This window comes from Lysinibacillus sp. FSL W7-1291 (assembly GCF_038593415.1).
Lineage (GTDB): Bacteria > Bacillota > Bacilli > Bacillales_A > Planococcaceae > Lysinibacillus > Lysinibacillus fusiformis_D.
Genome location: NZ_CP151994.1, coordinates 2,449,071 through 2,462,250 on the forward strand (window position 1 = coordinate 2,449,071; position 13,180 = coordinate 2,462,250).

Genomic DNA, 13,180 nt, shown 5'->3' on the forward strand with positions numbered 1-13,180 from the left:
TACAAAAAACGACAATATCTTTTGGATATTGTCGTTTTTTAGGCTATTTAGCAGCCCAAAGATCAATCTCTATTTTAATATCTGGTAGCCCTAAAGCCGTAACATAAGCAACAGTCATAGAGGGATAGGAATCACCAAACATGGCTTTCCATTGCTGATCGAAATAAGCCCAATCAATCTCCTCTGTTGCCCAAATGTTAGCCTTGACTACATGACTAGCATCCAATTCCTCAGCTGCTAAAATCGTTTCTATATTATTAAATGTATTGGTTATTTGTTCCTCGAATCCTTGAGGCAATTGATCATCTTGACCGATACCTATTTGTCCTGAAAATGCATACATTGTTGCATCTTTCGGGATGATTGTTACATGGCTATATTTTCCGACTGGGTAAGGCACCTGCATTGGATTTTTACGCACTATTTTTACTGTCATCTTCCATACTCCTTTAGGTTCTTATTTTTCTAAAAAAGGGCAAACTTATCCCTTGTTCAACGATTTTAGAAAAAAACAGCCGTGGAGAACCCTATACCCATGCTTAAAAAACGAATAGATCTTTTTTTCATGTAAATTCTCCTCCTGTTCCCTAAAGTTATTTTCACTTTACCATTTCTATCCTAGCTAATCAAGGAAGCGTAGAGACGATTTATGAGTTTCTTTATTATTATTTCTCAGGCAATTAACTATATAACCATAACGAATACAGCATATAAATAATAGTGTAAAGCGAAATTAGCCTTACACCTCCGAAATTGTTACCAGGGTCACACCATCCCAAGTGACTCTTCTCATCTTAAAAAACTAGGCTCTCCTAATCGGAGCACCTAGTTTTTTTGTTCCTATGCGTGTTCATTACTAAAATAGCATAGCATCCTCAACAAATTCTGAACAGACTATCTAAAATTGTTATATTCATAAATGCCATAATGGTTCTATACTGCACTTCATTCAATTTTTAACTTACTCATTACTGGATAGGCATAGATAGTCACTTCTTTTTTGGAGGGTGTTTTTCGAATTAGGTTCTATTAAAGGTGAATTGATTTTATACGTTTAGCCCTCTTCGCAATATGAATGCCAAATAAAAATTCACTTTTACTCCATACATAAATTTGCTATACCAATTGTAAAAACTGTTTCAATTGGTTGTCTATCTCAAGAGAATCCTGTTCGTTTTGTCCAATTCCGAAGCAATGTCCCCACTTAGATTCGATTGGTCGATAAACTGCATTAGGCATGTGCTTTACTTCATAAGTATTATCCTCTGGCGGAAAAAAAAGATCGGTCGACCCTGGCATAACAAGGGCTTGAGCAGTGATACAGTTTAACGCTTTTTCAAAATTTCTGTTGTCTTGAGGATTAGCACTTATATCTCCGTTAATACCTGTTCGTAGCATGGCAATCAAGTCGTTTGCATCAAAGGAAAGAAACACTTTATCCCAATAATCTTCTAGATATGCCTTTAATGTTGTGTACCCTTCTTCTTGATAGAGCTGTTCTAAATAGTAGGCTTGAGAAAATCCCCATGGCGCATAGGCACGTCCCATCGCAGCAAGTCCTGCTGTAGGCTGATTAGTGTAGAAGCCTCGCTTCCAGTTGGCGTCTGCTTGCAATGCTGTGATAAGGCTCTCAAAAACAACTTGTGCATGTGGTCTGGTCTTTGCTGTTCCGCCAAACGGTGCAATCCGTTCGACCATCTCAGGATAACTTCTTCCCCATTGAAAGGTTTGCAGCGCACCGAGTGACCATCCAACGACTAGAGCAATTTTCTTAATACCAAATTTTTCAGTTATGAGTCGATGTTGTAACTGAACATTATCATAAATCGTTACAAGTGGAAAATTACCTTTATCCATAGGAGCCTGTGTATTGCTTGGCGAGGAGGATAGTCCATTCCCAAACATATTAGGCACGATTATAAAATATTTGTCTGGATCAAGTGCTTTGCCAGAACCAATTAACCACTCATTATCCGTATGCTGGCCAGCAAACCAAGTAGGATAAACAATCACATTTGATTTTGCAGAATTTAAAGTTCCATAGGTTTTATAAGCAAGAAAAGCTTGAGGCAATTTTTGTCCCGATTGTAGCAAGACATCTCCAAGTGAATAAATTTCGTAATCTTTCATAATTCAAATCCCCTTTTATAAAATTTTGCGTGTAGCTTGATTTTTACTCTACGATACTGTTACCATCAAATCAACGAAACGTTTTTGAATATAACGTTCATTTTTTTTGAATTAAGAGGTGCTGTATCAATGGAAATCCGTCAGCTTAAAACATTTTGGACGCTTGCTTCCACTCGCAGTTTTAGTCGCACTGCCGAAGTGTTGAACTATGTTCCGTCTACTGTAACCATGCAAATCAAGGCGTTAGAAGAAGAATTGGGCGTTAGGTTATTGGATCGCTTGGGCAAGAGTGTCGTATTAACAGATGCTGGCCACCAGTTATTGCCCTATGCTACCAAAATATTAAACGATATAGAGGAAGCCCGTTGTGTCTCCAGTCAGAACGGAGAATTAACTGGCACAATTATCATTGGTGCAGACGAAGTACTCTGTACATACCGTTTACCAGCATTACTCAGAGATTATCGTCAACAATATCCCCATGTTCGTCTGCTTTTTAAACCTTTGTCTGGTCAAAATTTGAAACAAAGTCTAAGAGAAGGAGATGTTGATGTGGTCTTTATGCTAGATGAACCGATCGTATCATCAGATCTTCATACAGAAATTTTATTGGACGAACCGTTTCTTATGGTCGTTTCCCCCGACCATCCATTAGCTTCTCGTGCTACATTAAGCATAGAAGATTTTAATAGAGAGCATATTCTATTAAGTGAAAAAGGTTGCTCTTATCGGACTTTCTTTTATCGTACTTTGGTAAAGAATGGGGCAGACAGCTTGACCGAACTTGAGTTTAATAGTGTAGAAGCCATTAAACAATGTACAATGGCGGGACTCGGTATTGCCTTATTACCAGAAATGGCGCTAAAGGGAGAAATGGAGCGAGGTGAGCTGATCCCTCTACCTTGGGATTTATCTGAAATACAATTTGCCACTCAAATGTTGTGGCATCAAGAAAAATGGATTTCTCCATCGATAAAAGCCTTTACAGATTTAGCAAGAAATTTACTACAGTAATATTCTTAGGAGGAAGGGGCGGATTCAGAAGTTAATGATACTGAATCGACCTTTTTCTAAAGAAAGGAAACAGACTCAAATTAGTGCACAACGGACTTAAAAAATGTGACTACAACATCAAATTAAGGCTGCTTGAGGCTATGTTCAAAGCAATAGAAAAAGCCACCTCCCATTACGGGACATGACTTCTTCCTAAATCTCTTAATATTCACTTTTCAATATTGAAAAAATGGCAAGATCAACATACTTCCCTTTTTCAAGTTCGTGTTGTCTCAAAACACCCTCTTGACTAAAATTTAATTTTTCCAACAATCTTATAGATGAATTGTTTTCTGGCTCTATTTTCGCTTCAATTTTATTTATTCCCATCGACGTAAAAGCAAAATGTATGATCTTACTTAAAGCCTCTTGCATAATACCCTTTCCCCAATGTTCAGGGTTTAAATCATAGCCAATTTCTATGCGGTTATGTTCTTTTTCATAATTCAAATAACCACAAGTGCCAATCACTTTTTTGGTCTTAGCTTCTTCAATTACCCATCTTAAGCCAGTTTGTTCTTTGAAAATTTTATCATACCAGTTTAATTCATGTAATGCATCATCAACTGAAGCAAATAATGTTAATGGCAAATACTTGACCACTTTTTCATCAGAATAAAGTGCAAAAATATCTTTGCAATCATCAACTATACCTTTTCGTAAGATGAAGCGTTCCGTTTCCAATTTAGGAAAATCTTTAAATTCGAAATTTATACTCATCATAACTCCTTTTTTCACCATCATTAGCATTATTCATAAATAAATAGTAACACATTATATTCAGAAAATTATCATAACTATTCAATTTGTACATGCAACTCTTTTTATCATTACAAAAACAAAAGCCACATCTATTGGATGTGACTCAATAATTGATTATTTATAACAAAGTTCGAGACTTAGCACTATTGCCAGATACAATAAATTTATCTGTTTCTTCGTCAAAAGCTATAGTGAAACTAAATTCATTCATTAAGCTTCCTGTATAATCACTAAGACTTAGTGTAGGACTAACCCAAAACACAACTTCATTTCCATCAACCTTCCAGCCGCTCTCAAAGCCTTTGTGCTTATCTTCAAGACGCTTTCCGATAGTTTGTCCGTTATTACTAATGGTATTTTTCACTAAATCAATAAATTTATTTTGTGTTTTTATTTCCATTTAATTCCTCCATTCATACTAATAATAGCTTTAATAGTATTATATGGTTATGAATAGCAAATTAAAACATTTTTGATGCCTAATCTCTAAAAAAAGCAAAGGAAGCTCTCTCTGACACACTTAATATCTCTTTCTAAAATTAAAGAGCATCATTCCTTATTTGAATGATGCTCCACTAAATTAAACTAAGGATCTCCCCTTATTTTCCCAACCACTTGTTAGTGGTACTATGATTTATTATAATCGCTCTAAATCCTGGTATTCTTTCATGTAAGGACCATCTTCTGCAACAAATGAATGATACAATGCCTTTACTGCGAAGTTTTTCTCTAAACCCATTTCAGATTTTAGCTTTTTTAATTCATCATGCAACGCTCGATGTTCATTGATAAGCTTTAGCATTGTTGTTTTATTATATTTCATTACATCCGTCCTTTTTGTTTATAACTTGAATAATAACTTTAAAATAGTTAAATTCAGGGGAATTATGTGGAACTGCAAAATCCTCGGGCATCTGATGAAGTTCTATTATTTTTTGACGTATATCTGGCCATTTAAATGCTTTATCAATAAACGTTTTAAATTTTTTCATGTCAAAGCTCGGGTTATTTGTTGAAGTTATATTACACCATTATCACTCATAATCGCAAGAACAACTTTAAAGATGCAACAGATACTTTAGTACAACATTACTTTATCACGAATACTTCATTTTCTACACTTCCCATTAATCTACCCCTATTTTCACTTGATCTGACCATTTAAAATGACATAGGATATATTTCCACATAAAAAGCCTCCATCCTAAGATGAAAGCTTTGTAAGTTAACAAAAGTCTATGGCATAAATTCATGAAAACCTTCTTTAAGAGAACTACTCGTAAAGGTTAAGTTCAATTCGGATAAATCACTTTAATCTTCAACTTTGGGGTACAATCATAAGTTACGCCCCATAACCCTTGATAGGTAAGCATTTCTAGGCTTACCTAAAAATACTGTGCTCATAAAGATAGTCATAGGAAAGGTCAACAAACAAATATTCATGTTCGTTGATGGCGATGGAGAATGTTCTAGTAATTTCCCCTGTTTCAATATCACGGTATAATTCTGAGATTTCCCCACTTTGATCATTCCGCATTTTAATAATTGTTTGGAGGAAGTATGGGCGCCAGCTCCAGTTTTTATTAATGGCTCTTGGCTGTACTTCCCAGTTACCATCAATTCGCATAATATTAGGTGTTAATTGGAAACCATCCTCATTACATATATAGAGTCGGAAAGAGTAATTATCCAATAACTCGGCAAGATATTCTAGCTGGGATACATTGTCGCTCGTTGGTTTCACACGGTGAACAATTGCCTCTAATTCCTCTCTTAATTTTTTCAACTGCACATATTGCGCCTCTAGCATTTTCTTTTCAGAAGTAATGAATTGCTGGCATTCCTTTTTAAAGCGTTCCTTTAACACATCTTTATCGACAAAGGTCATTGCTGGATTCGCTAGGTACGGACCTTGATAAAATCTACCGCCGTTTTTCCAGGCGAATTGTAGCTGGTACACCGTTTCGATATCTTCAAATAAAAGATTGGCACCAATTTTATAGGCAAGGCTACCAATAGCGGAAATCATGTCCGATTGAGCTGACCAAGAATCATAATTTAAATCACGTGTATTAACCTTTAAAATATGAGGTGCCAATAAAGCAATATGCTCTAAATGACTTTCTGCTCCAACTTCCTGCACAGCGGTTTTCACCCCAAAAGTCGTAAAATAACGCAGGGCGTGGTGTAATTTATTTATATCTCCTAAAAAACGGTGCTCTGATACAACCAGTACGATACGGCGTAAATCCTCTTCAGCTATATATTGTTGGATAATATTAAAATGACTTTCACCAAAATCTTGCATTAGTAAATTTGGATTACTTGGAATGTAAATATCTATATCAGATGCAATCTCATCAATTTTGGCTAATGCCGCATGTAAAATTTTATGCTCCATATCAATTCGATATTCTTCTGGAATATCTTCATTATTGACGAAATCCTTTAAATTAATTTGTTGCCCTTCAATTTGGAGATGTCCGGAAATTTCGTAGGCAATCACCGTATGCGCGTCTGCGCTAAATATCGGTTGATAATACCCATGTATTTGATCTAAATTTGTTAACACTTCAATTGCGTCCATCATCGAAACCTCCATTATGAATAACTTCTTATTGTTATTCAAAAATAACATTATATAGTGCATTAATAGCTTAAAAAATGCTCTCTGACTGTATAATAAGTGGTTTAAAGTAAAATCGCAACTTCACTTATCATAATTAATGGAAAATCTAACCTAAATTTTTGCCTTTTCTTCGCTTTAACCAGTGTTTGATTTTCACCATTTCTAACGACTTTCAGACAGAATAGGTTGCTTTCTCTACTATCTGATCATTTTTAAACCAGTAAAACATTTTTTCAAGGCTGTACTCTCACTATAACGTATGCAGCATACCGCGGAAACAGCCATGACAATACATGATAATAACCCTATCTATACTAAATAAATCAGTCATTTACCCAGCAATTCAGGACAATTTTATGTTATTTCAACCTTCAATACTTATTGTAAAAAAATCTATGTCCAATAGCCCATCTGCTCGAAAAATCTAAACAGTCTGTCGCCCAGAAGTCAGGGATGAAAAAAAGCAGCATTCCAAATTGGAGTGCTGCTCATCATTATTCAGACAGGAAGAAATACCAAATGATTGCTAGTACCATTAACGATAACAGAACAGCTATGGTTACGCGAAGTGGTGAAATTGGCGCATTACCGCCTACTCGCCCCGTTTGTCCGTTCACCATAAAGCGATAAATCTTTTCCTTATAGCGGAAGGAGGATAGCCAAATCGGTAACATTAAATATTTGTATGTAATATCATCATGATTTGTGGAAAAGCGTAAATTTGATACTACATCCGCACGATTTTCCCAACGAATTTTGGACGTAATTTGTGCATGGAGATGATCATGGATTTCATTTTTTGCTTGGCTCCATCCATCCTGCAAGCCGATACTGTAACGCTCTGATAAAAATCCAGCTACATATTCTGGTTTATAGGCTTTATTATTTAAAAGGTTAAAAGGTTCAATCTTGCGCATCATGTCGCGATCATATCGGGTCGTTGCACTGACTAAGTGATCATCGATAAACTCCTGATAAAAGCCACTTGTTGAATACCAATCGGTTTCCGTGTGCGTTTTCCCATCTTTATCAGTAACCGTTCGATGACGTCCATATCTAGCAGAATATCTAGAGCTTGTTTTGGAGTCAAATGTCCAATATGGAAGATATACTCCTTTAAAAGCATCGGGTCTTGCACTAGTTTTAGCAGCTTTCGGTGTAAACCATCTGCCTTTAATCCATTTTTGAAAATGTTCTCCTGCTTGCTTATCTGTTACTTCAAAAGCACATACCCCATTCGGTGCAAGTGTATTTTCAGCGCTAGCGTCCATAACCTGATTGGAACCACAGTAAGGGCAACTATCTGCAACCTGTAGAGCATCATATATCGTTTCAGCAGCACAGGCTTTACAAATGACCGTTTTTTTCTCCACGCCCCAATTGAAATTTCCACGTTCTTCTGCGTTGAAGAAGTCCATTTCCTGGGCAACTTTTTGTTCCTCCTGATCAGGCGTTGCTATTTCAGTCTCAAAGCCACAATACGGACAAGTCAGTTTACCCGTGGAAGGATTAAATTCAATTGATGCGCTACATGACGGACATTCCGCATCAAAGTCAAGCTGCACTTGTTTGACATTTTCAACATCTTGCGTTGACATCAGTCTTCATCTCCTTACTTGACGTCATTCTCATCAAAAACATCGCCACATTCTGGACAGAATTTAGGCGGATTCACTGGGTCCTCTGGTGTCCATCCACATTTATCACATACATAAAGTAAAGCGCCAGCTGGTTTTTTTGCCCCACACTCACTACAGAATTTACCTTTATTGACCGCACCACAAGTACATGCCCAGCCTTCTTCCGCTGGTTTTGCCGCACCACACTCTGAACAGAATTTCCCCGTGTTTTCATGACCACATGCACAAGTCCATGTATCAGTTGCTTTCGTTGCTTGATTTTGCATCGCAGCTTGCTTATTTTGCTCATTTATTTGATAAAGCTGACTAGCATTGACGCCACCAGCTTGTGCGGCCATATTCATGCCCATAAATCCTGCCATCGCACCGCCCTCATTGTTAGCAGCTGCAATCATAGCCTCTGCCTGCGCACCCGTTAAATGGGCAGCTGCCATGCCTGGATCACGCATAACGGCACTACGTTGTAGCTGTTTAATCATGGCTTCATCTTCATCAGAAGCCTTGAGCGTACTGATACCAAATGACACAACAGCCAAGCCACGTGTTGCAAGCCATTTTTCTGATAATACCTTATTGAGTGCATCTGCTAAAGCAACTGTATGAGCAGGTATTTCACTATAACGAACGCCACTTGCTGAAATTTGCGCGAAAGCAGGCTGTAATGCTGTCATTAATTCCGATTTTAACTGGCTATCAATTGCTACTCTTGTGAATTCATGCTCTACATTGCCACAAACATTTGTATAGAATAATAATGGATCAATAATTTTATATGAATATTCCCCGTGACAGCGAATTGCAATGTCAATATCTAAACCAATATTGCGATCGATGACACGGAATGGAATGGGTGCAGGTGTTCCATATTTGTTCCCTACAATTTCCTTCTTATTAAAATAGTAAACTCGCTGATCTTTCGCAGGCTCTCCTCCAAAAGTGAAACGCTTGCCTATTTGCTTAAACGTTTCCAGAATACCTTGCGACAAATCTGAATCAAACATTATCGATGGTTCTGTTGATGTATCATAAACATATTCTCCAGCCTCTGAAGAAAATTCAACAACTTTCCCCTGCTCAACAATCATCATACATTGCCCTTCATTGATGGCAATAATCGAGCCATTGCTAATGATATTGTCATTGCCTTTATTTGAACCTCGTTTAGAAGTACGTTTCACACCCTTTGTTACAAGAACATCTGCAGATAATGCCTCACAATAGAAATACTCACGCCATTGATCCTCTAAGACGCCTGTTAATGCCCCAACTCCTGCTTTTAATAAACCCATAATTTTTCCCACCTTCATATTAATGTTTAGCTTATTTTATCATCTATCAATACTATGTAATACGCAAAATCAGACAAATTGTTTCATTTTCTTCGTATAATTAAAAAAACGAGCAGCCTCTATGAAATGAATCATAATAGCTGTCTCGTTACATTTTCTTTATTAGGATAAGGCAGCTATTATAACAAGCACCCATGCGACGATAAATAACATTCCGCCAATTGGTGTAATCGCCCCTAGCTTTTTCACACCTGTCACGGCAAGCACATATAAGCTACCAGAAAAGAAAACAATCCCTGTAAACATCAAATATACTGCCCAAGAAAGCAGACTAGAGCTTCCTAAAAGTGCCTCATTAGAGAGAATACCTAGCCCCATAATCCCTAAAGCATGATACATCTGATATTGCACAGCCGTTTCCCAAATCGCTGCATAATGCGGTGAAGCAAACTTATCCTTCAGTGCATGTGCCCCGAAAGCACCTAAAATAACACCAAGACCTGCCAAAATCGCACCTAACACTAAAAACATTTCCATCTGTTGCTCTCCTATTTTGCCTCAACAGCAATTTCTTTATATTTGGCATCCCAAGCAGGATCAATTTTACTTAAAGAGACCGGGCGCAATGTATCCTTATGCGCAAGAATATGTACGGATTGAGCTGTGGCTGCCACCGTGCCATCCTCATGTAAAATTTCATAGCCATAGGTTGTTCGTAAACGATCATGCTTCTCCACCCAAGTACGTACTGTCGCTACTTGTCCATAATGCATGGCGGCCTTATACGAAATCGACAAATCCATTACTGGCGAAACATAGCCATCTTTTTCTAAAGCAGCATACTCAAAACCTACATCATTCACCAGCTGCGAACGCCCAATCTCCATCCAAATGATGTAGTTTGCATGGTACACCACGCCCATTTGGTCGGTCTCCGCATATCGAATCTCAATCTGTTTTTCACTCACAAACATTTTCTTCACCTCGTCCTACATTATAGCGTAAAAATGTTGGTTTGGCGGGGTTTTTGCTCTATGGAAATTGGAACGTTGAAAAATAGAGGGAAGCATTTCTTAAATATCTAAAATAAATATAGATTTTTCTAATGTGAAATATAATTCATATAAACACTGCGGTACCTCTTTATGATTTATAAATAAACATGCACAAGCAGGTACACTAATCTGTATTTACACACAGTGTGTCACTCATTTCATTCAAATGAGTGACCTATTTATTATTTATAACGTACTGACAACACCAAACAGGATTGATATAGTTTTCTTGTATTACCAACATTCTATATGGAATGACGAAGTCAATTTGAATATACAAGAACAAATAAGAGTTTATTTATAGCCAGCTGGTAAACAGGTTATTTCGTTTGTTGAAGAAGATATAAATATTTTGTCAACTCATATTGAGCATGATGAACAGATAATATCTGCGACAACCGCTTCAAAAAAGTTAACTTATTTTTTATTCTTGTTAACTACTAAAAGATTGCTTACATTGGAAAAAGATAAAAAAGGAAAATTATTTGTTTCTTACAATGTAATTGCTATTAGTAACTAAATCGTCAACAGAAAAATATTAGCTGTAGAAGTTGATTTCACCTATTTAAAGAATGAGATTAAACTCAAACTAACTAATGATAATGCAACCAAACCTTTCGCGAATGAATTTGAAAATATCTTCAGCATTCCAGAAAAAACAATACCTCAAAAGAAAGAAAAAGCACCTAAAGCAATCAAGCTAAACATGACCATCTAGAATGGAAAAGAACAGATAAAAGAAAGTTGTTTTAATACAAACCAAACAAGGCTATGTAAATATTGCTGTCGACTACAAAGAACCAGAAACCTTCAAGTTAATTAAATGGGAACGTGTAGAAAATGTCCAAAAGAGTACTTCAAGTATAGTTGGCTGGACAGTAATCGGAAGTAAATTCGGTAATGCGGGAGCTATAGCTGGAGCAATGGGAGCTAATATCGGGAAAGATAAATCGGTAGCTACCCTATTTTTAAAACGAGAAAACGGAGAGAAAGTGCCTTTAGAGATGGTGATGGATTAGCTTGTGATAAATAACAAAAGAAAGTCACTCATTATTTTAAATGGGTGACTTCTTATCTTGTTTATATAAAACTGTTCTGTTCTTGGCCACTTTAGTTTCAGTTCCATGATACTTTTAAACTCTTATCCCCTGTTTGTGAAACAGTTAAATTAAAATCAGTATTTCCTTTATTAATTGACATAAATAATTTCCTCCTTGTGTTGTTTAATTGGTACATCTCAATAATAGGCTTCCCACGATGTTCAAAACTCTGTAAAATATACATAATTATTCTAGTGAATATCTATCAAAACTCTATATAAACAAATAAAAAACCAGGTACTCTGTTGAGCACCTGGCTATTTCTTTGAGTGATTTACTAAGCTTGAACCATATTCTAGTATAATAAGTTTACATAACATGGTAATATTGATATAATTTAATAGTACTAACAACATATACAAAGGAGACTATTTTACATGAAAAAACCTTTCTACAAAAAATGGTGGTTTATTTTAATTGTTGCCATCATTGTAATCGGCGCCATTGGTAATATGGCAGGAGGCAATGATACAACAAAGGAGAAGGATTCTAAAGATAAAGTTGAGACTTCTGCAAAAGCGCCAGAAAATAAAGATTCATCAAAAGATGATGAAAAAGCTAAAGAAAAAGAAGAGATTGCCGTAATTGATACTCCTTTAGAAGTTGGAGATGCAGTGTTTACTCTAAATGGAGTTAGTTTAACAGATCAAGTAGGGCCTTCTGTATTACCTACAAAAGCAAGTGGTACATATGTTGTGTTAGATGTTACTTACAAAAACAATGGAAATAAAGCTGTAACAATTGATGCTAGTTTCTTCAAATTAAAACGTGGTGAAAAAACATATGAATCCGATAGTGTTGCTAGCATGTCAGCAAACCAAGGTGAAGATGGTAACATTCAAAATAGCTTCTTCTTACAAGAAGTAAACCCTGACATGGAGATTAAAGGTAAAGTTGTATTTGACCTTGCTTCAGAAGTAGCAGAAGCAACTGATTTACAACTGCAAGTACAAACGGGTATTTTCGGTACTGAAACAGGTATGATTAATCTAAGACATTATTAAAGTCACTCAAATGAGTGGCTTTTCATATTTAGCTTTTATCTACAATTCTTCCACTAGCAGTCCATTCGTACTCACCTTCACCAGACATTATATGTCGTAATTTTAATAATTCTTCAATTACTATATCTAAACTCTCGACTTTATTAAAACCAAGTGTAACAGGAGCATCATTTAAATTTAATATTTTAGTAGCTTCTAATTTCGTTCAAACAGGTTCTAGGTCAATTTTAGTAAACTGAATAGCTCCAGAATCTCTCTCCTTAACCCTCAAACAAGAGTGCTTTTCTATAAAAATTATAGAATATCTTTTGATATTATTACGCGATTACCCTTACAATATTTTTTGTTTACTTCTGAAATTCAGTTAACATTAAATAGTCCATTAATTATATCTGTAATACTATAAAAAATAATTGCAGACATAGTTAAAGAGCAGAGCATAACATATTGGATATTGGTGGGTTCATAAGTTGATAAAAAATACCTGCTACCAATCATTGATTATTGGCTAACTACAC

The 13,180-nt window shown here is 36.1% G+C and carries 12 protein-coding genes; 2 read left to right on the forward strand and 10 right to left on the reverse strand.

The genetic code is table 11. The annotated features are described in order from the left end of the window. Nucleotides 1–43: 43 nt before the first annotated feature. Nucleotides 44–436: a RidA family protein gene (locus tag NST76_RS11935; RefSeq protein WP_342543909.1), complete on the reverse strand. Its 393-nt coding sequence runs from the start codon at nt 434–436 to the stop codon at nt 44–46. Between the two features lie 680 nt (nt 437–1,116). Further along, on the reverse strand, nt 1,117–2,130 hold the full coding sequence (locus NST76_RS11940) for an alpha/beta fold hydrolase (RefSeq protein WP_342543911.1): 1,014 nt from the start codon (nt 2,128–2,130) through the stop codon (nt 1,117–1,119). 129 nt (nt 2,131–2,259) lie between these two features. On the opposite strand from NST76_RS11940, the gene NST76_RS11945 reads away from it, so the two are divergent. Then, nucleotides 2,260–3,144: a LysR family transcriptional regulator gene (locus tag NST76_RS11945; protein ID WP_340834398.1), complete on the forward strand. Its 885-nt coding sequence runs from the start codon at nt 2,260–2,262 to the stop codon at nt 3,142–3,144. Between the two features lie 201 nt (nt 3,145–3,345). Here the strand turns inward: NST76_RS11945 and NST76_RS11950 are convergent, their stop codons facing one another. From NST76_RS11950 to NST76_RS11985, 8 genes are all read right to left on the reverse strand, one after another. Then, the gene (locus NST76_RS11950) at nt 3,346–3,903 is read right to left on the reverse strand and encodes a GNAT family protein (RefSeq protein WP_342545274.1); all 558 of its coding nucleotides are present in this window, start codon (nt 3,901–3,903) and stop codon (nt 3,346–3,348) included. A 160-nt stretch (nt 3,904–4,063) separates the two neighbouring features. Further along, nucleotides 4,064–4,345 carry a hypothetical protein gene (locus NST76_RS11955; protein WP_036117048.1) on the reverse strand — a complete coding sequence of 94 codons (282 nt, stop codon included), beginning with the start codon at nt 4,343–4,345 and terminating at the stop codon, nt 4,064–4,066. 237 nt (nt 4,346–4,582) lie between these two features. After that, a complete protein-coding gene (locus NST76_RS11960; protein WP_036117050.1) occupies nt 4,583–4,768 on the reverse strand; it encodes a hypothetical protein in 186 nt (61 codons plus the stop codon). A gap of 558 nt (nt 4,769–5,326) precedes the next feature. Continuing rightward, nucleotides 5,327–6,532: an EAL-associated domain-containing protein gene (locus NST76_RS11965; RefSeq protein ID WP_036117053.1), complete on the reverse strand. Its 1,206-nt coding sequence runs from the start codon at nt 6,530–6,532 to the stop codon at nt 5,327–5,329. 536 nt (nt 6,533–7,068) lie between these two features. Next, the gene (locus NST76_RS11970) at nt 7,069–8,172 is read right to left on the reverse strand and encodes a hypothetical protein (RefSeq protein WP_342543912.1); all 1,104 of its coding nucleotides are present in this window, start codon (nt 8,170–8,172) and stop codon (nt 7,069–7,071) included. A gap of 14 nt (nt 8,173–8,186) precedes the next feature. Continuing rightward, on the reverse strand, nt 8,187–9,503 hold the full coding sequence (locus tag NST76_RS11975) for an SPFH domain-containing protein (RefSeq protein ID WP_036117057.1): 1,317 nt from the start codon (nt 9,501–9,503) through the stop codon (nt 8,187–8,189). Nucleotides 9,504–9,665: 162 nt separating this feature from the next. Next, the gene (locus NST76_RS11980; RefSeq protein WP_089932718.1) at nt 9,666–10,040 is read right to left on the reverse strand and encodes a DUF423 domain-containing protein; all 375 of its coding nucleotides are present in this window, start codon (nt 10,038–10,040) and stop codon (nt 9,666–9,668) included. An 11-nt stretch (nt 10,041–10,051) separates the two neighbouring features. Next, on the reverse strand, nt 10,052–10,477 hold the full coding sequence (locus NST76_RS11985; protein WP_338651282.1) for a thioesterase family protein: 426 nt from the start codon (nt 10,475–10,477) through the stop codon (nt 10,052–10,054). 1,558 nt (nt 10,478–12,035) lie between these two features. Here NST76_RS11985 and NST76_RS11990 point away from each other — a divergent pair. Then, entirely contained in the window at nt 12,036–12,662 is a 627-nt protein-coding gene (locus NST76_RS11990; protein ID WP_089932710.1) for a DUF4352 domain-containing protein, read from the forward strand. The last annotated feature ends 518 nt before the right edge of the window (nt 12,663–13,180 follow it).